The sequence below is a fragment of the Amycolatopsis sp. NPDC003676 genome (assembly GCF_053587275.1).
The window spans coordinates 57,086-80,926 of the sequence record NZ_JBSFNS010000024.1; the positions used below are offsets into that span (position 1 = coordinate 57,086).

Annotated in this window: 21 protein-coding genes; 8 read left to right on the top strand and 13 right to left on the bottom strand. The window is 69.4% G+C overall.

The window, feature by feature from the left end; genetic code table 11:
• The first annotated feature begins 385 nt into the window (after nucleotides 1-385).
• The gene (locus ACWDNU_RS17175) at nucleotides 386-1,702 is read left to right on the top strand and encodes a UDP-glucose dehydrogenase family protein (RefSeq protein ID WP_449669556.1); all 1,317 of its coding nucleotides are present in this window, start codon (nucleotides 386-388) and stop codon (nucleotides 1,700-1,702) included.
• A gap of 59 nt (nucleotides 1,703-1,761) precedes the next feature.
• Entirely contained in the window at nucleotides 1,762-2,949 is a 1,188-nt protein-coding gene (locus tag ACWDNU_RS17180; RefSeq protein ID WP_449669557.1) for a sulfatase, read from the top strand.
• Between the two features lie 14 nt (nucleotides 2,950-2,963).
• Here ACWDNU_RS17180 and ACWDNU_RS17185 read toward each other — a convergent pair whose 3' ends face one another.
• A complete protein-coding gene (locus ACWDNU_RS17185; RefSeq protein ID WP_449669558.1) occupies nucleotides 2,964-3,911 on the bottom strand; it encodes a hypothetical protein in 948 nt (315 codons plus the stop codon).
• 31 nt (nucleotides 3,912-3,942) lie between these two features.
• A complete protein-coding gene (locus ACWDNU_RS17190) occupies nucleotides 3,943-4,746 on the bottom strand; it encodes a hypothetical protein (RefSeq protein ID WP_449669559.1) in 804 nt (267 codons plus the stop codon).
• 9 nt (nucleotides 4,747-4,755) lie between these two features.
• Between ACWDNU_RS17190 and ACWDNU_RS17195 the strand changes: the two genes are divergently transcribed.
• Both ACWDNU_RS17195 and ACWDNU_RS17200 read left to right on the top strand, forming a co-directional pair.
• Nucleotides 4,756-4,893 carry a hypothetical protein gene (locus ACWDNU_RS17195; RefSeq protein WP_449669560.1) on the top strand — a complete coding sequence of 46 codons (138 nt, stop codon included), beginning with the start codon at nucleotides 4,756-4,758 and terminating at the stop codon, nucleotides 4,891-4,893.
• 673 nt (nucleotides 4,894-5,566) lie between these two features.
• Nucleotides 5,567-6,970: a condensation domain-containing protein gene (locus tag ACWDNU_RS17200; RefSeq protein ID WP_449669561.1), complete on the top strand. Its 1,404-nt coding sequence runs from the start codon at nucleotides 5,567-5,569 to the stop codon at nucleotides 6,968-6,970.
• Between the two features lie 59 nt (nucleotides 6,971-7,029).
• Here ACWDNU_RS17200 and ACWDNU_RS17205 read toward each other — a convergent pair whose 3' ends face one another.
• The gene (locus ACWDNU_RS17205) at nucleotides 7,030-7,326 is read right to left on the bottom strand and encodes a phosphopantetheine-binding protein (protein ID WP_449669562.1); all 297 of its coding nucleotides are present in this window, start codon (nucleotides 7,324-7,326) and stop codon (nucleotides 7,030-7,032) included.
• Between the two features lie 130 nt (nucleotides 7,327-7,456).
• Between ACWDNU_RS17205 and ACWDNU_RS17210 the strand changes: the two genes are divergently transcribed.
• On the top strand, nucleotides 7,457-8,404 hold the full coding sequence (locus tag ACWDNU_RS17210) for a hypothetical protein (protein WP_449669563.1): 948 nt from the start codon (nucleotides 7,457-7,459) through the stop codon (nucleotides 8,402-8,404).
• Between the two features lie 63 nt (nucleotides 8,405-8,467).
• On the opposite strand, the gene ACWDNU_RS17215 is transcribed toward ACWDNU_RS17210, so the two are convergent.
• Together ACWDNU_RS17215 and ACWDNU_RS17220 are read right to left on the bottom strand one after the other, a co-directional pair.
• A complete protein-coding gene (locus tag ACWDNU_RS17215) occupies nucleotides 8,468-9,781 on the bottom strand; it encodes an MFS transporter (protein ID WP_449669564.1) in 1,314 nt (437 codons plus the stop codon).
• A 3-nt stretch (nucleotides 9,782-9,784) separates the two neighbouring features.
• Complete coding sequence (locus ACWDNU_RS17220) at nucleotides 9,785-10,183, bottom strand: DUF6027 family protein (protein ID WP_449669565.1); 399 nt, start codon at nucleotides 10,181-10,183, stop codon at nucleotides 9,785-9,787.
• An 84-nt stretch (nucleotides 10,184-10,267) separates the two neighbouring features.
• Here ACWDNU_RS17220 and ACWDNU_RS17225 point away from each other — a divergent pair, with 84 nt between their 5' ends.
• A complete protein-coding gene (locus ACWDNU_RS17225; protein WP_449669566.1) occupies nucleotides 10,268-11,920 on the top strand; it encodes a B12-binding domain-containing radical SAM protein in 1,653 nt (550 codons plus the stop codon).
• Here the strand turns inward: ACWDNU_RS17225 and ACWDNU_RS17230 are convergent.
• From ACWDNU_RS17230 to ACWDNU_RS17260, 7 genes are all read right to left on the bottom strand, one after another.
• Nucleotides 11,895-12,830: a dimethylarginine dimethylaminohydrolase family protein gene (locus tag ACWDNU_RS17230; RefSeq protein WP_449669567.1), complete on the bottom strand. Its 936-nt coding sequence runs from the start codon at nucleotides 12,828-12,830 to the stop codon at nucleotides 11,895-11,897. The genes ACWDNU_RS17225 and ACWDNU_RS17230 overlap by 26 nt on opposite strands.
• On the bottom strand, nucleotides 12,830-14,254 hold the full coding sequence (locus ACWDNU_RS17235) for a sulfatase-like hydrolase/transferase (RefSeq protein WP_449669568.1): 1,425 nt from the start codon (nucleotides 14,252-14,254) through the stop codon (nucleotides 12,830-12,832). Before ACWDNU_RS17235 ends, ACWDNU_RS17230 begins: the two co-directional genes overlap by 1 nt.
• Before the next feature lie 23 nt (nucleotides 14,255-14,277).
• Nucleotides 14,278-15,378 (bottom strand): hypothetical protein, encoded by a 1,101-nt coding sequence (locus ACWDNU_RS17240; protein WP_449669569.1) that lies wholly within the window; start codon nucleotides 15,376-15,378, stop codon nucleotides 14,278-14,280.
• Nucleotides 15,375-17,060 carry a thiamine pyrophosphate-binding protein gene (locus ACWDNU_RS17245; RefSeq protein WP_449669570.1) on the bottom strand — a complete coding sequence of 562 codons (1,686 nt, stop codon included), beginning with the start codon at nucleotides 17,058-17,060 and terminating at the stop codon, nucleotides 15,375-15,377. The genes ACWDNU_RS17240 and ACWDNU_RS17245 overlap by 4 nt, the downstream gene beginning before the upstream one ends.
• Nucleotides 17,057-18,088, bottom strand: a complete 1,032-nt coding sequence (locus tag ACWDNU_RS17250; protein WP_449669571.1) for an Ldh family oxidoreductase — start codon at nucleotides 18,086-18,088, stop codon at nucleotides 17,057-17,059. The genes ACWDNU_RS17245 and ACWDNU_RS17250 overlap by 4 nt, the downstream gene beginning before the upstream one ends.
• A 241-nt stretch (nucleotides 18,089-18,329) precedes the next feature.
• The gene (locus tag ACWDNU_RS17255) at nucleotides 18,330-19,220 is read right to left on the bottom strand and encodes a phosphotransferase (protein WP_449669572.1); all 891 of its coding nucleotides are present in this window, start codon (nucleotides 19,218-19,220) and stop codon (nucleotides 18,330-18,332) included.
• A 77-nt stretch (nucleotides 19,221-19,297) separates the two neighbouring features.
• The gene (locus ACWDNU_RS17260) at nucleotides 19,298-20,263 is read right to left on the bottom strand and encodes an NAD-dependent epimerase/dehydratase family protein (protein WP_449669573.1); all 966 of its coding nucleotides are present in this window, start codon (nucleotides 20,261-20,263) and stop codon (nucleotides 19,298-19,300) included.
• Nucleotides 20,264-20,445: 182 nt separating this feature from the next.
• Here ACWDNU_RS17260 and ACWDNU_RS17265 point away from each other — a divergent pair, with 182 nt between their 5' ends.
• Both ACWDNU_RS17265 and ACWDNU_RS17270 read left to right on the top strand, forming a co-directional pair.
• Nucleotides 20,446-21,735 carry a protoporphyrinogen/coproporphyrinogen oxidase gene (locus ACWDNU_RS17265; protein ID WP_449669574.1) on the top strand — a complete coding sequence of 430 codons (1,290 nt, stop codon included), beginning with the start codon at nucleotides 20,446-20,448 and terminating at the stop codon, nucleotides 21,733-21,735.
• A 22-nt stretch (nucleotides 21,736-21,757) separates the two neighbouring features.
• Entirely contained in the window at nucleotides 21,758-22,516 is a 759-nt protein-coding gene (locus ACWDNU_RS17270) for a phytanoyl-CoA dioxygenase family protein (RefSeq protein ID WP_449669575.1), read from the top strand.
• A 14-nt stretch (nucleotides 22,517-22,530) separates the two neighbouring features.
• On the opposite strand, the gene ACWDNU_RS17275 is transcribed toward ACWDNU_RS17270, so the two are convergent.
• Entirely contained in the window at nucleotides 22,531-23,841 is a 1,311-nt protein-coding gene (locus tag ACWDNU_RS17275; RefSeq protein WP_449669576.1) for a hypothetical protein, read from the bottom strand.

Below are 23,841 nucleotides of genomic sequence, written 5' to 3' on the forward strand. Positions count from 1 at the left end.
TGCCCAGCCTGGGCGCGCTCGCCCTCGGCGTCAACGATCGGACCGGCCCGAACGCCTGCCAGATCACGACTTCCGTCCGCCCGCCCGGATGTGCAACTGCGGAATTCGGCAGTTGAACGCGCCGGGCCGCACTACTCGTCCGACCGCCGCCCGCGGTCCGCGGGAAATCGGGACGACCCGGGTCGCGTTCTCCTTGACCTCGACCACGAAATCCGCGTTACCATTCCGGCGAAAAACTTCACCGCTGTCGTGTCTTCCCCGCTGAATGACGCGGCCCGCGGGCGATGCGCGGAAACAAGGCGGGCCGCCGACGGGCGCTTTTCCGCACGAAACCCCATGCCATCGCGGGCGTCATTCCATCCGAGACCCTTGGGCAGGTGAGCGCGTGGTCCACAGGCGAGTGGCCGTCATCGGGGCCGGGTACGTCGGGTTGACCACGAGCGCCTGCCTTGCCTCGCTGGGCCACCAGGTCATCTGCGCCGACATCAACGCGACCAAGGTCAAACGGCTCCACGAGGGCGAAGTGTCGATCGCGGAACCCGGCCTGCCCGATCTCGTCCGCGAAGGACTGGACGCGGACCGGTTGGCCTTCGTCGCCGGCGCGGCGGCCGCCGTCGCCGGCCCGGTGGACGTCGTTCTGCTGTGCCTGCCCACGCCCATGGCCGACGGCAAGGCGGCCGACACCAGTGCGATCGAATCCGTAGTCGGCGAGATCGGGCAGCTGCTCCCGCCCGGCTGCGTGGTGGCGATCAAATCCACCGTCCCGGTCGGCACCGCCGCACGCGTGGCCGGCCTGCTGAACCGCCACGATCTCGCGGTGGTGAGCAATCCCGAATTCCTGCGCGAGGGAACCGCGGTGGCGGACTTCCTCCGCCCCGACCGCGTGGTGCTCGGCGCCGAGCACGCGGACGCCGCCGCGAAGGTCGCCGTGCTCTACGCCGCGCTGGATGTCCCCACCGTGATCACCGATCCGGCCAGCGCCGAAATGGTGAAGTACGCGGCCAATTGTTTCCTGGCCATGAAACTCTCCTACGTCAACGCCATCGCCGAGCTGTGCGAGCGGATGGGCGCGAACATCGAAGCCGTCACCAGGGGGATCGGGCTCGACCTCCGCATCGGCCAGGAGTTCCTCCGCCCGGGGCCGGGCTACGGCGGTTCGTGCCTGCCCAAGGACGTCAACGCACTGATGCGGATGTCCGCCTCGGCCGGGTTCGATTTCCCGTTGCTCCGCGCCACCGTCGACATCAACCGGCACCACCAGAAGCTGATCGTGTCCAAGGTGCGCCACGCCGCGGGCGGTTCGCTGCGCGGCACCCGGATCGGACTGCTCGGCCTGTGTTTCAAAGCGGGAACCGACGACCTCCGCGACTCGCCGGCACTGGCGATCGCGGCGTTGCTGCACGCGGCCGGAGCCGAGCTGACCGGGTACGACCCCGCGCTCACCAGACCGTGGCCCGACCTGGACGGGGTCGTCCGGATCACCGAAGACGCCTACCGCGCCGCCGCCGGGGCCGTCGTCCTCGTGCTGCTGACCGACTGGCCCGAGTTCCGCGCGCTCGACTGGCCCCGGCTCGCCGGGGCGATGCGCGGCCGTGTCCTCGTCGACACGCGCAACCACCTCGATCCGCACACGCTGGGGCACGCCGGCATCCATTGGCGCGGCACAGGCATGCCGGCACTTCACGCCGAACCACCGCCGTGAAATCGTGCCCGCACGATCGACGTGACCCTCGCTTGTCCGGCCATTCTGGGGAGCTGTGGATGCGATCTCCGAACATCCTGTTCATCTCGCTCGACACGGTGCGTGCCGACGTCGCGCTTTCCGGCCGAATGCCTACCGTGCAACGGCTTCGACAGGGCGGGGCGACATTCCGCCAGGCGATCTCCTCGTCGCCGCTGACCCCGATCAGCCACGCGAGCGTGTTCACCGGACTGCAACCGCCGAACCACGGCATCCGTCATCTGCTTCGGGAGCGGCTGCGCGCCGACGTCCCGACCTTGGCGGAACTGTTGCGGGACGCGGGGTACGCCACCGGCGCGGTGGTGTCCTGTCCGGGCCTCAACACCTGGTACGGCATCGACCGCGGATTCGGCTTCTACGACGACGAGATACCCCGGCTGCCGGACGGCTCCGACCCGCTCACCGTCAACGACGTGAAGATGCGGGGCCTGGCACTCAAACGGGCGCCGATGGTGGCCGACCGCGCCTCCGATTGGGCGGCCCGGCAGACCGAGCCGTTCTTCCTGTTCGCGCATTTCTTCGACGCGCACTGGCCGTACGAGCCGCCGGAGGACGTCGGCGTGCAGGTCGACAACCCGTACGAAGGAGAAGTGGCGTACTCCGACCACTACGCCGGGCGGCTGCTGGACCGGCTCGGCCAACTCGGGCATCCGCTGGAGTCGATGCTTGTCGTGTGCTTCTCCGACCACGGCGAGGACCTCGCGGGCTGGTATCCCAACGACCACGCGGGGAGCCTCGGCCACCCGTACGAAGAAGGACACGGCTGCCTGCTCTTCGACACCACCCAGCACGTGCCGTTGATCTTCACCGGGCCGGGGGTGCCCGCCGTCGGCGACGTGCACAGCCAGGTCCGGCTGGTGGACATCATGCCCACCGTGCTCGAGCTGACCGGCCTGCTCGCCCCCGCCTCCGACGGCCAGTCGCTGACCTCGCTGTTCGCCGCGCCGGAAAGCCCTGGCCGCCCGGCATACTGCGAAACCCGCTATCCGGAGGAACGGCGGACAGCGGGCGACTACCCGGACATCGAGTCGCTCGCGGCGGTCCGGCTCGACACCGGCGACTCCCGGACCAAGGTCGTCTGGCAGGTCGACGGCAGTCAGGTGGATGCCTACGACCTGCTCGCCGACCCGAACGAACGCGACGCCACCCCGCTGGTGCCGCCCCGCAAGCCGGCCGTTCCCCCGGAACAGCCCGCCGGGGCCGGCTGAGTCCGTCGAGGGCTTTACTCCGGCGCCTCGGTCAGCATGGCCACGACCGCAGTGCAGGAGCGTGAGCCGGTGGTGACCAGCAGCACCACGTCACCCGGCTCGCCCGCGGGATCCTGTGCCAGCCGGCCGAGCCCGGCCAGCACGTCCGCGGCGAAGCAATGCCCCATTTCGTCAGCGAGCGGGCGGTAGACGTTCTTCGGATCGACCCTCGCCGCGAGCGCCAGCAGCGCGCACGTGGTCCGTCCGTAGTGGCCGGTCAGCAGGAACCGGCAGCTCTCCGCGCTGACCGGCAGCTCCGCGAACGCACCCGCCACGGCCCGCCGGACCAGTGCCACGATCCCCTTTGCGTTGACCAGTCCGGACGGAGCCCCTTTGTCGGCGTGGAAGGAAGAAGCGAGGCCGAGGACCTTGAACGACTTCCCCGCCGGTTCGCTCGTGACGAGGCATGCCGCCGCCCCATCGCTGAGCACCGTCGTGGAACTGGGCAGATAGCGGGCGCCGTCGCCGACCGCGTCGGCAGTGACCAGCAGAACGGCCGAAGCACCGTTCGCCTGGATGAGATTCCTCGCGGTGGCCAGGCCCGGGCCCAAATTGCCGCAGCCGGAACCGCCGACGGCCAGTGCGGAGCCGACGGGTGCGCCGAGCCGGCCGAGGAGGTCGCCCAGCGCACCGCTCACACCGCCGTCGAACGAGGTGTCCGTGCAGAACACCACCGAGTCGAGCGGCGGACGACCGGCCCGCAGCCACGTCCCCGAGGCGCTTTCCGCCGCCAGTTCCAGCAGCGGCCGGGCACTGACCCGGCAATGGCCCACGCACTGTTCCCGCAGCAGCTGAAGTTCCCGGCGGACGCTGTCGTCCGGCAACTCGTCGACGGATACCTGGTCGCCTGTCACGCACTCGGGAAAAGACAGGTACACACCGGCGTGGCCGCCCGTGCGAGCCAGCTCCGCGGGGACGTTCACCGGTCCTCCGTACGCTTGTGCGATCAGCGAGTCACGCCAGCGCTTCCTGGCGTTGTTTGAGCTGAACAGCGAACTCCTGCCAAGCTTGAGCGCACTCTCCCGCGACTTCGGCGACCAGGTTCACCCAGTGCGAGGGCACGGTGTTGGCGAGCTCGGACAGCTGCGCCACCCTCGCCGTATGCAGATCGAGCAGCCGCAGCAATACCCGACCGCCTTCGGTAAAACGGAGCGACGGATCGTTTCGCAGATTCGAAACGGCCGCCGCGAAATCGAAAACCTGTCCTTTGCCGTCCTTGCCCGCCCCCGGCTCCTCAGCCGCCCGGAGATGTTTGTGCAGCCCTTCGCGCAGCCGCGGCGGCACCGGATCGTCACCGCGGCGAAGCCGTTCGCGCACGTCACGAGCGGTGCCGACGGACACCCCGGCGCCTTTGGCGAGCTCGCGGAGTTTGATCTCGGGGTTCTGCCGGATCAATTCGACCGCCCGGATGCGCCCCTCCGACTGATCGAGCGGACGGACCTTCCCGTCCCGCCCCACCCGGGCGTGCAGCTGCGGGATCCCGGCGGTTTCCCGCGCCCGGATCGTCGCCACCGTCTTGGCGGAAATCCCGGCCACAGCGGCGATCGCGCGATCGGACCACTGCACGTGGGACCGCAGGATGCGTTCGGCCGCGGCCGCGCGGTCCGCCGCGGTGAGGGGCAGGCCGTGGGTGGTGTTTTCCCGAACCGCCAGAACGAAAGCCTCGTCACTGTCGCCGTCGAAGAATCTGACCGCCACGGTGTCCCTGCCGCCGAGGACCGCGGCGCGCAGCCGGTGCATCCCGTCGATGACCCGCATCGTCCGCCGGTGGACCACTATCGGCGGGAGCGGATCGTCCGACTCGGCGAGGAGACGGATGTGGTCGGCATTCTCGCCGGCGAGCCGGGGCGAGTCGGAGACGAGCAGGGAGTCGACGGGAACCAGGACGACAGCGGATCCTTCTAAAGAAGTTTCCGGCGAGGAATCGTTTATTTCAATATCACTCACTGTATGCGATCCCCAGTTTCAGTTCGGACTGAGCAGAGCACACCCGCAAAGCGGCGATTCGATAGCGCAAGGCCGATAATCCCCTCCCCCGGATATTGTCTCGACCAAGCCTCCCGGACAACAATTACCCGTCCGCAGAGTTTAGTGCAGGAAAATCACGCAGTCAACCCGGAGACGTCGTTTATTCGACGATAGCCTCGCCCCCCTTGACTGTCCCATTGATCGGTACGTCCGACATTCTCATCCCCGCTGATAGTGTTTTGCGGAACCAGTCCAAGCAATGTTCCGCTGACCGGACTCCGCTGCTTCGACAACTGTTCAGGGCGATTAGCGATTGATTTCCGCCGGACTGGCCGATCAGCCCGGGACCCGCGCTCCGAATGAGCCCGGACCGCCCTCGGCCACCGGCACCCGGGGTGCGGAAACCGGACGGCGGCACACTCGGCAAAGCAAAGATCGTATTCTGAAGACCGTTTTTCGAATGTTCACACACCATCAGAGCGTACGACCGGCGCCCGCATCGGCAGTCGTCCCGGCGGGGCACGGCGGTCGCGACGATCGGAAGCGGGTTTCCCGCAAGCCGCGAATTGACGCCAAAGCCGGCGTCAACCCCGAACGACAGGAACACATCGTGCACACTTCGGCCAGAGCCGCGGAGACTTTCCCGCTGGCGCCGCCCCAAGAACACCTCTGGGAGCACATGCGCCTCCTCAACCCGGAGAATCCGGGGGCCACCTTCCTCAACCTCACCACGGCGGTGCGATGGGAAGGGCCACTGGACGCGGACGCACTCGATCGGGCGCTCCGCGGCGTGGTTCACCTGCACCCGGTCCTGCGCTCCGTCCTGACCGGATACGAGTGGGACAGCGGCCAACGACCAGCCGCCGACGCGACGACGCTCACCACAGTGGATCTCGGCGGACACTCGACGGCCGAGGCGGAGCGGGCCGCCAGGCGACTGGCGCTGGCGGACGACGACGAGCCGTTCGATCTGCGCACCGGACCGGTCACGCGAGCGCGGCTCGTCCGCTTGTCCCCCGACGACCACGTGCTCCTCCTGGCCTTTCCTTTCCTGATGACCGACGGCACGTCACTCATCACGTTCTTCACGCAACTCCACGACTTCTACCGGCGCGTCCGCGAGGACAGCCGCGCCGAGCTGCCGTCCAGCGAGCTGGGCTACCTGGGCTGGGCACGGCGGCAGCGCGCCGAAGCGGCCGATCCGGCCAGACTCCAGCACTGGCGCCGCGTCATACCGGACACCCCGCCCCCGCTGGACCTGCGTACCGATCAGCCGCGCACGAGCGTGAACCGGTTCCGGTACGAGGTCCACGATTTCGAGCTGCCGCCGGAACTGCTCGCGCAACTGCGCGCGATGGCGCTGCGGCGCAGGTCGAGCGTGCTCGCCGTGATGCTCAGCGCCTACGCGGCGATTCTGTTCCGTCGGACCGGCCAGTCCCGTCTCACGATCAGCACGTTGCTCAACGGCCGCACCGACTCCGAAACGGCGGCCATGATCGGCTACTTCCCGAACGTGGTGTTCGTCGATTTCACCGTGACCGGCACGGCACTGTGCTCCGATCTGCTCGCGCGGACCACCGGGGCGCTGCGCCAGGCGACGAGGCAGCAGTGCTCCTACCACCGGCTGGTCGAACATCTGGAGCCCGGGCGGCTTTCGGCGGGCCCCTGTCCCCCCTTCGCCATCGGCCAGGCATCTCTCACGCTCGGCGTGGCACGACGGCCCGCACCACCACGACCCGAGCTGCCCTACCGGCTGCGGTCATTCGGCTTCGATCGCGGCGACCTGGTCAGCCAGGAGTTCAGCGTCGCCGCGGATCCCCTGCGGCGGGCGGTCTTCCAGCGGGAGAATCCCAGTTTCGAGGTGAACGGCGGCGGCGGATCCGGTGTCGTCCAATACAATTCCGCGCTGTTCCGCCGGGAGACCATCGTCAAGCTGGCCGACGACTTCCGGACCGCACTGGCGACGGTCGTCCGAGAGCCGGACGCCCGGGTCGATCGGCTCCCCGGCGAGTGAGGGCGCCGCGGACGCCGCCCGGGCCCGCTCTTCTCCCCGAGCCTGTCCCCCGCGAGCAGTCATCCGCCGCGCGGCGGCGCCGGCGGAACACCGGGAACCGGCCCGCTTCCAGCCGGAACCAGTGGCGCGATGGCGGTCCATACGGTCGCCGTCGTCGCGAAAACCTCCGGTGTCAGCAGTTCCTCCGGAACGGTCAGCTGAAATGTCTCTTCGATGCCGAGGATGAATTCCACGATTTCCAGCGAATCCATGCCCAGCATCGACAACGTGGTGTCCCCGGTGATTTCCACGTCCGCGTCGGCGTGGCGGCAGTGCCTGCGGAGCAAACTGTCGAATTCCGCCGGCCACGAAACCATGGCTCCTCCAGAACGCAGTCCGACCGAGAACGTCCCGGCACGACCTCGCCGATCCCGCGGCCGTCTCGCCGCCGCCGGCAACCCGACCCGGACGGCTACGGCGCGATGGCTCGTCACGCCATAATGCACTATGCCCAACACACCGGCCAATGATGGTCCTGCGGTATCGCGAGTTCTCCGTCGATCCGGCAACGACACGGTTCTTTCGCTGCTGGCGCACGAGTTGTCCGGTACCGATCTGACCGCGTTGCTCACCGAGGCGCTCCGGGTCAGGTCCGGCAGGGTCACCGCGTCCCGGGTCCTGCGCGATTACCAGGAACGCGGGTTCTCCACCGACGACCGGATGCCGCTGCCCGCGCTGCGGGCGGCGGAGGACCTGCTGTTCGGCAAACTGCCCCAGGATTTCGAAGTGCTGTCGCTGGCGCCGATCCTGCCGTTCGGCGCGCATTCGGCGGTGACCTCGATCGGCCAGTCGAGAGTCGTCGCCACCAGCCGCGCCAGCGAGGTGTCCGCCGACCCGACGGTGGGGCTGGCGCTGGCCGCGGCCGCCCGGCGCACCGGAACGCGGGACGAGAACGTCGTCCGGCTGGCCGCTTCCCAGCGGGTGGCCCGGGTGATCCGCGTGGACGGCGGCCGCGCGATCACGATTCACTTCCAGCTGTTCGGCATGATCAGCGCGGGCCGCCGCGGTTCCGGTTCGCGGTTCGGGCACGAACAGATATGCGCTCACCTCCTCTTCGTCGTGGCCGTCTTGCGAGCGGCGGGGGCGCGTGCGATCACCATCCGGTTGGATCCGCCGGCCGCGGGGGCCCGTGTCCTGGCCGAGCGCGTATCCGCGCGAGTGAGCGGGGCGCCGGATCTGGCCGTCGTGATCGGAGACGCGCGGCCGCAGGGCCGGGAGCCCTACTACACCGGGCTGTCCTACAAGGTGTTCACCGGGTTCGGCGACGAGAAGATGGAGGTGGCCGACGGGGGCCTGGTGGACTGGACGGCGAAGCTCCTCAGCGACCGCAGGGAACAGACGCTGGTCACCGGCTGTGGCTTGGAACGGGTGGCGATGGTCCAGCAGGGCGGCTGACCTGGCGCCCGGTTGCCCGGCGGACCAAGAACCGACGGCCGGCGCCGGGGCCGGCCGCCCCGCTCAGCCCGGTGGGCCGCCGGGCTGAGCCTCCCGTCCTGGCCGGGGCATGAGGACCACGCCCAGCGACGCCACCGCCGCCACGCCCGCGAACAGCCAGACCGTCGCGCCGGTCGCCCGCGGCCCGCCGGCGACGACAGTGGCCGCCAGCGGCAGGAAGCTGGAGATGGTCGCGCCAAGTTGGTAGGTCAACGCCAACGCCGAATACCGAACCCGTACCGGGAACACGTCGATCAGGAATGCCGCGAGGCTGCTGTACGCCGCCGCGTGCCCGACAGCCATCGCCAGCACGTAGCTGATCGTGGTCAGCACGGTGTCCTTGGACCCCAGCCAGCCCACCGCCGGGACCGCGGTCACCGCGGTGACCAGAAAGCCCCAGACCATCACCGGCTTGCGGCCGCGCCGATCCGACCACCGCGTGTAGAGCGGCACCGTGACGCACTGGACCGCCGCGCCGATCACCAGGCCGGTGAGGACAGAGGATCGCGTGCCCGCGTCAGCGGCGTAGGAGGAGGAAGGCAGGAAGACCGTGAAGAACGACACGACGCTCCCGACACCGAGCGCGGCGAACATCCCGCACGCCATCGCGCGGGAGTGTCCCCGCAGCACGTCCCACAACGGAATGCGGGACACGCCCGAACCGTTCTTCACGGCGGTGAACTCGGGTGTCTCGACGATCCCGACCCGCACGTAGATCCCGAGCGCGACCAGCAGGCACGACAACAGGAACGGGATCCGCCAGCCCCAGCCCATCAGGTCGGCCGCGGGCAACGTGGCGACCGCGGCGAAGGACAGGGTGCTCGCCATGAGCCCCAGCGGAAAGCCGATCAGCGGCCAGCTGCTGTACCACGCCCGCCGGCCGGGCGGCGCGTTCTCCACAGCCAGCAGCACGCCGCCGCCCCACTCGCCGCCGATGCCGATGCCCTGCAGCACCCGCAGGAGCACCAGGATCGCCGGCGCGAGGATGCCGATCTGGTCGTACGTCGGCAACAGGCCGACCGCGAACGTCGCGGCGCCCATCACCATGAGCGTGAGCACGAGCATCGACTTGCGGCCGATCCGGTCGCCGAAGTGCCCGGCGAGGAAGCCCCCGAGCGGCCGGGCGACGAATCCGGCGGCGTAAGTCGCGAACGAGGCCATGGCGCCCGCGCCCGACGAACCGATCGGAAAGAACAGCGGCGCGAGCACGAGCGTGGTCGCCGTCGAATAAAGATAGAAATCATACCATTCTATCGCGCTGCCTATTGCGCTGGCGAACAACGCCCGGAAAACGGAAGCGCGGTCAGCGACGGGCGGTCCCGACGTTTTCGTGGCCACGTTTCACCGCTCCCGCTGGTCCGCCGGATAAATAGCGGGATCATCCAGTGGCAGTTTCAGCCAGGCGATCATTTGGCGAAGCTGGTGGTAGGCCGCCAGCCGCTGCTCGTCGGTGCCCGCGTCCTCGGCGCGGCCGATCGGCTCCCACAGCCGGTGGACCATCACCGGGCCGAGTTCAAGCAGGCCTCCGCTTCCTCCGGTCGCCCACCTGGCCAGCACGTACCGAGCGATGGCCCCGACCGGTATGCCGAGATTGCGCGACATTCCGCGAATGGTGACCAGCGGATCGAGCAGGCCGTAGGCGACCACCTCGGATTTGAAATTCGCGTGCGGATCGTCGGATGGCCACGTGGCCTGCCATCTGGTCAGCACCAGCACCTCTTCGTCGTCGTTCACATTCACCGGACCACACCTCGTTTACTTGCCGGAATCCTCGCCCCATCAGTACCGTGCGGCACGGTAATCGATCAAATATGGAGACAGCTGATGACCGCATTACTGCTTTCCGGACTCGGACCGGCGTTCAAGAGCGAAGACGTCCTGCGCGGTTCCCTGTTCTCCCCGGATTCGGCGGCATCGCTCGCCGGGCGGTACTACGGCGGCCTGACCCTGGAGCGGCTGCGGTTCCGGCACGGCGGCCGGACGTACCCGCTGCTGCGGCGCTCGCTCGGCAGGGGATCGACGTCGCTGCGGATCGACGGCCTGTCCGGGATCACCGCCGCCGAGGTGCCCCACCTGACCACGACCACGCTCGAGTCCGTGCTGGACGCGGCCGGCGCCGACTACGAGTCGTTCGACCTGTCGGGAGTGTGGGCGGGTACGGCCGAGCCGCGCTCCGGCCCGTCCGACGTCAACCTGATCCTCCTGTCCACCACGTTCATCTGGGACCGCAGGTCGATGTCCCGGGCGGTCAACTGGGCCGCGGCCCGCTACCCCGGCGTGCCGATCGTGCTGGGCGGGCAGTACAGCAACCTGAAGTACCTGCCGATCATGGCCGCGCACCCGGAGGTGCACAGCGTCGTGCGCGGCGACGCCGAAGAGGCGCTTCCCTTGGTGCTCCGCGCGATCGACGGACGGTACGACTGGCGCGATGTCCCCAACCTCGTGGTCCGCACGGACAGCGGCGCGATCGCCCACAACGAGTTCCGGTACATCGACCTGGAACGCCATCCGTCGCCCGCGATGCACGGCGCACGCACCATCGTGCCCTACGAGTCCATGCGGGGCTGTCCGTTCAGCTGCAAGTTCTGCTCCTTCCCCGCCGCGTCGCCGAAGTGGCGCTACAAATCCGCGCACAAGATCGCACACGACTGGGCGAGATACCGCGACGAGAACGGAGCCAAGCACATCCGGGCGTCGGACTCCACCTTCACGGTGCCGCCGACGCGGCTGCGCGAACTGCTCGACCTGCTGCCGGACGTGCGGATCGGCTGGGAAGCCTTTTCCCGGGCCAATGCCATCAAGGAAGCGAGCACGGTGGAGCGGTTGCTCGCCGCGCACTGCCGGTGGCTCTCGATCGGCTTCGAGTCGATGAGCGACAAAGTGCTCAAGCTGATGAAGAAACAGGTCACCGCCGAAGCCAACCGGCGCGCGTTCGAGCTGCTGTCGGCCAGCGAGCTGGGGTACCGCGTCTCGTACATCATCGGCTACCCGGGCGAGACGCCTGAGGACTTCGACGCCACCCGCTCGTTCCTGCGTGACGATTTCAGCGGCCACTTCACGTTGAGCATCTTCTCGCTGCAGGACGAGACGATGCCGGTGTGGCAGGACGCCGAAGCACTCGAACTGCGCGTGGACGACCCGGACGACCCGGACTACTCCTGGCGGCACGTGGGCATGGACATCCAAGCCGCGCGGCAGCTCTGGCGGGAAGCGCTCGACGACATCCGGTGGAACAGCGACCACGCGGTCCACCTGCTGTGGCAGAAGGACTACGAGACGCCGCTCGTGCCGTGGCGGGATCCCCGTTCGAACTTCCGGCTGGAGAAGCTGGTGGAGCGGATGGCGATGCTGCCGCAGGCGATCACCGATCCGCGGCAGGCCGAGGGCACGGCCCGGCGCGTTCTCGGCGAACTGGCCCGCGAGGGCATCGAAGCCGAAAACGGCACGGACCTCAGTCTCGCCGCAGGATTCCGGTGAGGCAGCCGACCCCTCCGGCCGCCTTGACGTACTCGCCGACGTCCGCCGTGTGCGTCCGGATCCCGGCCCGCTCCAGCCGGTCCCGGATGCCGGGGCAGCCGGCGGGCATCAGGACCTCGCGCGGCGCGATCGTCACCACGTTCATCCCCCGCCCGGCGGTCAGCTCCTCGTCGGGCGGGAACTCCAGCGTCTCGTAGCCCCTGGCCGTCAGCTCGGCGCGCAGCCGCGGCCCGGCCGCGGCGGCGTGCACGGCGGCCAGATCCCGGTCGATGAACACCACGGAGCCGAGGAGGTGCTGCACGCCTTTGCCGAGCGGCACCGCGATGACGTCGACCCCTTGCTCGCGCAGCACGTCCCGGACCACCCGCACGCCTTCGAGATTCGTCCGGAACCCGTGTCCGACAAGCACAGTTCGCTCGTCGGCCCACAGCGCGTCGGCCCCTTCGAACGTCGCCGTGCCCGTGGGCGTCCGGAGGATCGGCACACCCAAGCCGGCGAGTGCGGCGCAGGCATGGCGTTCCTCGCCGCGCCGCTGCTCGGCGGCCGTCCTGGCCAGGATCGCCCCCTGTGGCGTCGCGAGGAACAGATCGCGCATGAAGATCACGTTCGGCGGCGCGTCCGGCGACGGGACCGCCATGTGCACGGTGACCCCCAGCGCCGTGTACACCTCCGCCAACCCGGCGGCCTGCGCGCGCAACGCCATGAGGTCAACGCGTTCGGCCATCAGGAAACGGGCTGGGTCGGTGATGCCCTCGATGGTGTCCGGCGGCCGAGCGAGCAGCACCTCGCGAAGCCGGGACACTTCCGACCGGTATCCGCAAGCCGCCCAGACGCGTCCGCCCGCCACGTCGTCGGCGTGCCCGCCGACGCGTGGCCGCCATCCGTCGCCGCCCAGCGTGCTGGCGGACATCACACTCGGTACCCGAGCGCCCGAAGCTGGTCACGCATGCCCGCGGTGACCGGCACCTCGGCCGGCGGCGCCAGCGCGGTCCGGTAATCGTCGAGCATGGCCAGCAACGGCGCCGGATCGGCGTGCGGAACCTGAACCGGGAGCCGGCCTTCGCCGAACTGTTCCACCCACACCGTGTTCGTCGGCTTCATCTGCCGGAACATGTCCAGGTACTGCTGCGTCAGCCGGACCACCCGCCGGTCGCCCAGGTATGCCGCGTGCCCGACGAGGACATGGGCCAGCGGGCCCGGCGCCTGGCCGCTCAGCTGTTCCCGTTGGAACGCCACGAATTCGTTCAGGTCGGACGTGTACGCCTCGGCCAGCGCGGCGGCGTCCCCGGGCAGAACCGCTTCCCCTCGCACCACCGGCGCCAGGGACTGACCGTCGAACAAGCCCGTCGCCGAAGCGGTGATGCCCGCCAGCTCCATCACGGTGGGCGCGATGTCGGCCGTCCGGATCCGGTCGAGATGCACCGCCGGGCCGATCCCGTCGCCCGAAATGATCAACGGGACCCGCAGGACTCCCTCGGCCATCGAGTTGAAGTGCCCGTTCGAATACTCGTCGAACTCCTCGCCGTGGTCGGCGAACAGCACCAGCAGCAAGGATCGGCCGGTCGCGGCCACGCGTTCGGTCAGCCGCGCCAGGAACGGCTCGAGCCGGGTGGTCAGGAAGTGCTCCACGCCGTCGAGGTAGAGCTGGAACAGCTCGTCGTACCGCTGTTCCGAATGCAGGTACTGGGTCGCCCGCTTGTAACGCACGAGCAGTTCGGTGTCCTCGGCGTCGCGGTAGCTTTCGACCAGCAGATCCGCGAACGGCACGGCCGCGGGCACCATCGCGTCCAGCTCGGCCGTCTTCTTCCGGTACGCGTCGCCGCCGAACCTGGTGTTGTGGAAGCCGTACGGCACGTGCACACCGCCGAAATGCGCGAGGGCCACGGTGGACCGCGCACTGACGACGGCGTCGATGAATTGGTCGTCCTCCTCGCTCAGGTACACGTCGACGTCGCGGGTGAATCCGAGCTCCGGGCCGAGGATGATCGGGAAGTCCACTTTCATCACCGTGCGCCGGCCGGCCCGCCTGCCGTAGGTGAACACTGTCGGCGCGCGCAGCGATCCGTTGTAGAACTCGTGCAGGCCGTTGCGCAGCGGGTACTGGCCGGTGAAGATCGTCGCGTGGGACGCCGCCGTGTACGGGGCCGCGCTGATCATGTTGGGGAAGAAACTCCCGCTGCCCGCCAGCTCGTCCAGCACCGTGGTTTTCACCGGCCGGGCGGATGGGTGTTTCGTGGGCCACAGCGGTATCGGGTTGGCCCCGATGGCATCGCTGCGCATGGTGTCGACGGACACGAAGACGACGTGATCGTAATGACTGTCGCCCGAAGCCATGGCGTTCCTCCCGTCTGCGTGGGCTATCCGGCATACCGCGCGAGTATGTCCAGCAACTCGTCCAAGTGGAACTCGTAGGTGAAAGCGGGCCGGGCCGCGCGGACGCGTTCGCTCGCCCTCGCCAGTTCGGCCCGGTCTTCCAGCTGGTCGGCGAGGTCGTCGAAGGTCCGGTAGACCAGGCCGATCCCGGCGCGCTCGACCATGCGGCGGACGCTCGCCTGCCTGCCGTCCTGCTGGGCGAGCGGCAAACCGGCGGCGACATAAGGCGAAACCCTGTTCGGATGGTTCATCCGCTGGAACGGTTCCTCGTGCCCCCCGGAAGCGGCGACGTGCAACAGCCCGGCATCGTATCCGGACCATTCGGCGACGAACCGCGGCGGATCGACGTGGCCGTGCAGGTGCACGTAGCCGGAAGCGGTGAGCGAGTCGTACGCGGCCCGCGCCTCGGCGTGGTCAACGCTCCACACGCCGAGTTCGTTGGGGCCGACGAACTTCGCCCCGTAGATGTGCACGTGGACTTCGCGCCTGATCATCGTAGCGCAGAGCTCCCGGATATCGGTCCGCCCGCCAGTCGCCGAGACGCCGCCCGCGACGAGCAGATGCGGCCGGCCGTCGGTGTCGTACAGCTTCGGCCGGAAGTCTTCGCCGACGTACCTGGCCGGCAGGAAATCGGTCTCCAGTACGTGCGCGGTGGCGGGGTCGACGCCGTAGACGTCCCGGAAGTAGGCCAGCGATTCCTCGTTGATGTAGATCTGGCCGGCGGTCTCGGTGAGACTGCGGCGTTCCAGTTCCGACGGACAGCAGAAATGCTCCTTGTAGTGCCGTACGACGTTTCCGACGCCCGCGTCGAGCATCTCGCCGGTCAATTCGAGCGAGCCGTCCCAGACGTTTTTCATGCTGTAGACCACGTCGATGTCGTACTCGTCCACGAGCCGCGCCACGCGCCTGCCCGCCGTTCCCGGCGACAGGACGTAGCGCGGGATCGAATCGTCTTTCAGGTCGTCGGGCAGCGGCTTCTGCGTCGGCGCGGGCAACGTGCAGTAGACCAGCCGGTGCCCGCGCTCGGACATGGCCAGGACCCGGTCGGCGTACCGGCCCAGCCGGCCGGCGAGCAGGATGTTCACGGCGCACCACCGTTCCCCACGGCCGCCGGCCGGTCGAAACCGAGCCGTGGCGCTCGCAAGAATCCGTCCGGCTGGCCGATCGCGGCGGTGAACCAGGCGGCCGGGTGCCGCGGGTCGATCCGGCAGTCCACCACGAACGGCCCGGCCGGATCGTTCAGCCAGGGTTCGACCGCCGAGAGGTCCGCCAGGTCTCGAACCGTCGTCCCCGAGGCGCCCAACGCCCGCGCGGTTCCGGCGAAGTCCGTCTCCGGGAAAGTGGCGGCTGCGATCGGCTCGCCGCGCAGCTGGAGCTCCCGCACTTCCGTGCCGTAGGCCGCGTCGTTGAGCACGACCAGCAGCACCGGAAGCCGATACCGGACCATGGTCTCCAGTTCGCCCAACGCCATCAGCACGCCGCCGTCGCCCGCCACCGCGACCGTGACGTGCTCGGGGAACGCCGCGGCGACCCCGACTGCGGCGGCCAGGCCCAGACCGATGGACTGGAAGTCGAACAAGCTCACGGTGCCGCGGGCGAATCGCGGGCGCAGGTGCTCCAGCGCGTAACCGCTGGCATGGCTGGGCTCCGGCACGATCGCAGTCGCCTCGGGCAGCCGTTGGTCGAGCCACTCGAGAGCCTTGCGCGGGTCGACGAACACGCCGGGGCTGCCGAGATCGCCTTCGATCGGACCACGACCGGCCGCGATCCTCGCCCGGACGCCACCCGCCCGATACCCGGCCGAGCAGGCTCCGCCGCCGGGCAATGCTTCTCCGACAGCGCGCGCGACAGCTGCCGCATCACCCACGATCGTTTCCGTCACTGGCGCGTACACGCGTGCCGCGGCTGTGGTGTCACAGCGCACGATGTGCTTGAGCGCGGGGAACAAGTGGCCGCCGCAGGTGGTGAAACGGCTGATACTCGTCCCGAACGCCATCAGGACGTCGGCTTCCGCGAGCAGCTCGGCCGCCGCGGGAGTGCCGTGCACTCCTATGGTGCCGAGATCGAACGGGTGGCCGGCGAACAAACCCGCTGCGGGCAACGTGGTGGCGAGCAGGGCGCCCACCCGGTCAGCGAGCGTCACCAGCTGCGGCCCGGCGTCCAGCGCCCCTCTGCCCGCCAGCACGACCGGTCGCGCCGCGTCGGCGAGCATGTCCGCGACAATCCCGACCGCGCCGGCGACGGCGGGTTCCGGTGGCCCGCAGGCGGAGGCGAAGACATCGGCGTCGACGGCCGGCTCCAGGTCGGGGGCAACCATGACCGCGATGGGACGGCCCTGCCGGACCGCGTTCTTCGCGACCTCGCGAAGGTCGCTCGCACGAGCAAGGTTCAGCCAGGCGACGCCGAGGGCAGCGCACACCGCCCCCTGGTCGACGTACTGTCCACTGTGCTCGCTCCCGCTCGGGGCGGCCCCTGCCAGGAGGAGCAAAGGCGTACCGGCACGGGCGGCTTCGACCAGACCGGTCAGGCAGTGGGTGAAGCCCGGCCCGAGCGTCACGGAACACACGCCAAGCCGTCCGGTGGCCCTGGCGTAGGCATCGGCCATGGCCACCGCGGCCGTCTCGTGGCGTGCCGCGACGTACCGCACGCCGTGGTCTTCCATGACGGCCAGCATCCGCATGTTCGCCCGGCCCATCAGTCCGAACACCACTTCGGTCCCGATCTCGCGGACGATGCGGCCGATCGTCTCGTGGGCCGCCGTCGTCACGAGTCGGCCAGTGCACTCACGCCGACGTCCGCGCCGAGCCGCCGCAACGCCTGCCAGGTCGCGTCGGCCACCGTGACGTGGTCGCCGCCCTTCGCCCTGGTCCGCTCCTCCGGATCGCCGGGCAACAGCACCTCGGAGCCATCGGCCGCGGGCGTGGCCTTGATCCGGTCGCCGATCCGGCCGACGTGGGCGAAAAAATCGGCCAGCGGCCGGAAGGGCGCGGGGTCGATCGCCAGGACGAACAGGCAACTCGACCTGACGGCGCCGCCGAAACGCTGGCCGTCGCTCAGCCCCAGTGCGAGCAGTTCGGCGACCACTCCGAGCGAATACCCTTTGTAGGAACCAAAAGAGCTGAGGAAACCGCCGTCGAAGAAAGCCTCGACGTCCGCGGCCGGTCTGCCCTCCGCGTCCAGCACCGAACCGGGCGGCACCGACTCGTCGCCGGTCCGGGCGAGCTGCAGTTTGCCGATGGAAACCATGCTGGTGGCGAAATCGAGCAGCACCGGCGGCCGGCCGGGTCCCCGGGGAACCGCCCAGCTGACCGGATTGGTCGCCAGCGCGCCGGCCCGGCCGCCGTGCGGCACCACCTTGTACGGCGGCTGCCCTTCCGCACCCGCCAGCATGCCGATCATCCCCTGTGCGGCGATGCGTTCCGACCATCCGCCGAGACGGCCGGTGTGATGGGCGTGCGACACCGCCACCGCGCCGAGCCCGGTTCCGCGGGCGTTGCGCACCGCCAGATCCGCGGCGGCCCGAGCGGCCAGGTGGCCGAACCCGCCTTCGCCGTCGATCCGCGCCGTCGCCGCGGTCGATCCCACGACCGTCGGCGTCGCGCGGGGATCGAGCTTGCCCGCCCGGATATCCCGCACGTAGGACGGCAGCTTCAGCACGCCGTGCGAACCATGGCCGGCCCGATCGGCGCCGACGAGCGAGTCCGCGACCACTCCGGCCGATTCCCGCGTCGCACCGGACGCGGTCAGAACGCCGACGGTCAGGTCAGTGAGCCGAGATACGGGGATCGTTGGCACAGATCGGTTCCCTTCCAGATAAACCGGCTCTCGGTATCAGAGCACAGCATCCGCTCGGTTGGGAATCGCCGGCCTGAACCGCGACCGCGCCGCCGGACCGAGGTCGCGCACACCCGGCCGGCCCGGCGGCGCGAAGTCGCACGCGGGTTCGCCTTGCGGCGGAAGAACTTCCGCCCGAGGGCACCGGCGACAGCCGTCCGGCACGGCGAGCACCGGCGCGATCGGACCCGCGCCCGGCGCCTCAGCCGGCGGCGGCCGCGCCGTCCGGAGGAGGGAGTTCGAGGGCACGCGCCGCCCACGGCAACGCGACTTCCAGCTGGCGTCGCTGAATATCGCGGACCCGGGGGGCGTGCGGGATGACGGGCAGTCCGGCCTTGCTGGCGAAGAACCCTGCCACCAGAGCCGCCACCCCGGGACTCACCGCGGCCGCCTCCTCGGGCCGCGGTCCGCCCTCCAGCCTCAGGCTCGGCAGCCAGAACGCGACGTCGAACTCCGGATTGCCGACCGCAGCGAGATTCCAGTCGAACAACACGGTCCGGCCGGCCGGGAAGCACAGGTTGTCGCTGCGAACGTCCAGATGCACCAGCGCGTTTCCGGCGGCCAGATCCGGATGCGCGACGTCCAGCAACACCGGCAAAGCCTTTTCCAGCCACTGCTCGCTGCAGAGTTCCAAGCCGAGCAGCGGTCGCGGATCGTCGGCGACCTCCGCCCAGGGCGCCTGTACGAAGCCGGTCTCGCGCACCGGCGACAGCCCGGGGAAGACCGGATGAGCAGCCACCTCCTCCAGCACAGCCAGCACCGCGTCGACCATCCCGGCGTCCCAGGGCGGCGGCCAGTGCGCGTCGGACAAGTCTTGCAGCAGCAGAACCGGAAACTCGCCGTCGTCGTCCCAGCCGAGCAGCTCCGGCAGGAAGGAGCCGCGCAGGTGGCGGTACGCCGAGTACTCGGTCCGCAACCACGCGGCGCTCGCGGCGTCGGTCGCCTGCTTGGCGAACAGGGTGGCGCCACTGGCCAATTCGATGATCATCCGACGGTTCTGGGTGTATCCGCGACCGGTGATCAGGTTCGCGCGCACCACATCCGCGCCCGCCGCGCGCTTGAGCCGTTCGTAGTCCCGCCGCTGCAGATCCATGGGGCGAACCTAGCAGTCCCGAAGCACCGGCGGCTTGCCTCGGCAGTCGAAACCGACGCCGTTCGACCGTCGCGCGGTCACCGCACGATCGGCGGCGAACTGCGCAGCAGTTCCGACATCCAGTCGGCCTGCTTCCGCAGACCCTGGGCCAAACTGGTTCGCGGCGACCAGCCCAAGAGCTCCCGCGCCCGCGCGGTGACACCTCCGGTGTGCGTGACGTCGCCGTAGCGCGCACCGGCCGCGTGCACCGCCGGTTCCCGGCCCGCGACCGTCCCGATCACCTCGATCACCCGATTGAGAGAAACTGGCTCGCCGCCGGCGAGATTCAGCACCGTGCCAGCCGGGAGCGGCACCGTGCCGGCGGCGATCGTGCCCGCCACCACGTCATCGACATACGTGAAGTCGCGGACCTGGCTGCCGTCGCCGAACAGCCGGAACGTCCCGCCGGAAAGCGCTGCCGCGATCAACCGTGACGCGGCCATGTCGGGGCGTTGCCTGGGGCCGTACACCGTGAAGTAGCGAAGTGCCACCACCGGCACGCCGCGTTCCCGTGCGTACAGGCGGCAAAGTTGTTCGGCCGCCAGTTTCGTTACCCCATAAGGGCTCAGTGGCACGGTCGGCGAACTCTCGGTCACCGAAGGCAGGTCGATCTCCCCGTAGACCGAAGAACTCGACGCGTACACGAAACGCTCGACGCCCGATGCCGTCGAGGCTTCCAGCAGGAGCTGGGTCACGTGGATGTTCCGCTGCTGGTACGACAAGAACCCGCTCCCCCATGACCCGTGCACACCCGGCTGGCCGGCCAGGTGGTAGACCACGTCCACGCCCCGCAGCGCCGCGGCCAGCCCGCAACCGGCCAGATCCTCGTCCCGGAGTTCGAACGCGCGGTGGCGCAACGCGCCGGCGATGTGGGCACGTTTGCGCTCGGGGTCGTAGTAGTCGGTGAAGCAGTCCACTCCGACGACCTCATGGCCGTCACGCAGCAACTGGTCGGCAAGCGTGCTGCCGATGAACCCCGCCGCACCTGTCACGAGCACCCGCACCACGGCCCCCTCGCCCAACTCGATTGTCCACTGTGGTCTCCGTCCGCCGACCGCGGCGGAGCCGTGCGAAGCAAGTTCGCCGATGGTAGCCAGCGGGTTCCCGTGTCGACCACAATCAGCGACGCCGTAGCGCCGCTCTTCGCCGAGCGCGCCGTGTTGCCCCACCGTCTGGAGACCGACACGTGATCATCATCGTGGGCGCCGGCCCGGCCGGGCTGAGCACCGCCTTCCACCTCGACCGGACCGATCGCGAATTCCTGGTGCTGGAATCGGCCGCCGGGACCGGCGGCCTCTGCCGGTCGTTCGAGCTCGGCGGCGCGGTGTTCGACCTCGGCGGGCACGCGTTCTTCACCAAGCACGAGTACGTCCGCGAACTGCTGGATCAGTGGTGCCGCCCCGGAATCCACCAGCAGCCGCGGCAGGCATGGGTGTACTCGCACGGCACGTTCGTCCGCTATCCGTTCCAGAGCCACCTGCACGGCCTGCCGTCGGACGTGGTCCAGGACTGCCTCGCCGGGCTGTTCGAGGCCGCCCGGCGGCCGCCCAGCACGCCGCAGTCCATGCTGGACTGGATCGAGACGTCGTTCGGCACCGGCATCGCCTCGCACTTCCTGCGTCCGTACAACGAGAAGGTCTGGGCACACCCGCTGTCCGACATCGCCACCGCCTGGACGGCCGGCCGCGTGGTCACGCCAGACGCCGCCGCCATCGTCGCCGGCGCGTTGCGCCCGCAGGACTTCCGCTCATTCCCCAACGCCACCGTCCGCTACCCGGCCGCGGGCGGTTTCTTCGAGTTGTTCGCGGGCATCGCGGACAAGATCGGCCACCGGGTCCGTCCCGGCCACGAGGTGCGCACCGTCGACCTGCGCCACCGCACCCTGGTGACCCAGAACGGGGTGCGGCTGGACTGGGACCGGCTGGTGTCGACGATGCCGCTCGACGAACTCGTCCGCAGGTGCGCGGATCTGCCCGACTGCTGTCGTCAGGCCGCGGCCGAACTGCGCTGGAATTCCTTGAAACTGGTGAACCTGGTGTTCGACGGAGGCGACTACTCGACGTTCCACCGGATCTACTCCGCCGATCCGGATGTCTGCTTCCACAAGCTGGTTCTCAATTCCAATTCGTCCGCGCGCCTGCGGGCCTCCGGCCGGTTCGCGGTGCAGGCCGAAATCTCCTACTCCGACTACAAACCGCTCGACGGCGCCGACCTGGCCGAACAAGTGCGAACCGCTGTCGGCGACATGGGAATCGTCGACCGGGGCGTACGGCCGTCAGCCCGGAGTACCGTCTCCGTCGACCGCGCCTACCCGATCCAGACGCTCAACGCCTCGGCGGCCAGGAAGCACATCACCGAAACTCTGGAACGCTATGGAGTGTTGTGCGCCGGCCGGTTCGGCGAGTGGCGCTACATCAACTCAGACGACGCGGTGATGCGCGGCAAGCAGTGCGCCGAAGAACTCGTTTCCGCGTGACAACAGGAGAACGGAGTCCACAGTGTTCACCGATGAGCAGCGGTACCTGTTCGATCTGCAGGGCTTCATCGTCGTCCGGCGAGCGTTGGACGCGGACACGCTCGCCGAGCTCAACCGGGCGATCGACGAGCAGCGGCTGCCCGTGCCCGGCGACGACTTCGCCGGGCAGCTGTTCTCCGGCTACCTGGCCTGGTCGGCGGCGTTCCGCGAGCTGCTCGACCACCCGGCCGTGCACCCCCTGCTGACCGATCTGTTCGAGAAGCGGATGCGGCTGGACCGCTACTACGGCATCAGGATGCGTTCCGGCACAAGCGGCCTGCCGTTGCACGGCGGCGCGTGCGAGGCACACGACCAGTCCGAGTTCTACACGTTCCGGAACGGCCGGATGTCGAGCGGCATCGTCACCGTCAGCTGGGCGTTGACCGACATGGGCGCCGGACAAGGCGGTTTCGTCTGTGTTCCCGGCAGTCACAAGAGCAACTTCCCCGCTCCGACCGGATGGGACCACCGGCACGAAAGCGTGCACCACGTGGAATTGCGGGCCGGCGACGTCGTCGTGTTCAACAACGCGTTGCTGCACGGCACTCACCCGTGGTTCGCCGAACACGAGCGGCGGACCCTGCTGTTCAAGTACGCGCCGGGCCACCTGGCGTGGAGCCGGGTCTACCTCGACTGGTCCGACGAGTTGCGCGCCTCGCTGACGCCCGCCCAGCGGACTCTGCTGGAGCCGCCTTACTGTCTGCCGCATCACCATGACGCGACAAACGAGTTCGTCGACTGACGATCCGGCGTCGCTCAGATCCAGCTGCCGACATCGAGGTAATCCAGCTGGTGCGCCATCGCCATCACATCCGCCCCCATCGCCTGGGTGATCGCTTCCTCCCGCGCGCGCCACCGGTTCGGACCGGGCGGGGCGGTGGCCACCACGGGTTCGATGCCGGCTGTGACCGTCCGCTGGAACTCCGTGTCGAACGGCACCCCCAGCCAGCCGGCGATCCGCTCGAAGGCCGCGACCCGGCTGTGCGGGCCGCGGATCAGGTCCTCGAACCGCACCACCAGACGGTCCCGCCTGTTCGCGGCGGCGTCGGCCAGCACGGCACGGTGCGCTGAGAGCCACTGAAACCCGCAGACCCGGAGCAGCGGAGCGGCCGTGTAGTCCCGCCACCCCGGCGGCAAGTCGAACTTCCACCACTCGCTGTCGTCGTATCCGCCGATGCGCAGCGGCGGGGACATGCGATGCGCGTGGAAACCGCCGTATCGCCAGCCGTCGTAGAGCCCGTTGATCGCGGCGCCCGGGTTGCGAACGATGTGCAGCACGCGAATCCGCGCCTGCGGGAACAACGCTCGCAGAAAACCCATCCGGTACGCGTTGCTGGGGGTCTTGATCACCAACGGTTTCGCGGAGACATCGGCGGCGTCCGCCCAGTGCCACGGCTTGGTCAGCACGAACGGCGGCTCTTCGATCAGCTGCCCGCCGGGCGCGCCGGACGGCACCGGGAATCCCCGGCCGCGCAGCGCGGCTCGCGGCAGGTCGTAGAAGTGCGGGTTCACCGTCACGCCTTGCCGGGCGAGCGCGTCGAGCAACCGGAGCTGGAACCTCGCGTCGTCGTGCCCGCCGTCCGGCGCGCGGCAGGCAGCCAGTTCGGCCGCGGCGGTCCGCGCCACCAGCAGAGGATCGACGGCGAGTTCGGGCCATTGGACGACGAACCGCCACGCCACGTCCAACGCGAACCGCTCGTCGCTCTCGACCGCGCTCGACGCGCAGCCCGCGTCGAGCGCAAGTCCGTCGGCGAGGTCGGCCCGCTCCTGGTCGGACAGCGACCAGAAGTCCGCCGCCGTGAGCTGGTCGGAGTCGCCGGCCGAGGCCAAGCCCGCGAGCCGAAGGAAGGGGTTGATCTCAGCGCGCAGGTGGATGAGCGACCGGCACGCCCGCAGGGTCTCGGCGACCATGCTGGACCCGCCTCGGGAACTGGACGCGACGACGATCAGCTCCTGCACCCGCTCCCGGAAATCGGGGATCGCCGGCCCCCGCGCGGCCCGCAGCACGCGCAGCCGGGAGCTCAGATCGTCGCCGAGGGCCGGGCCGGCGCCGGGTTGGACCGTCAC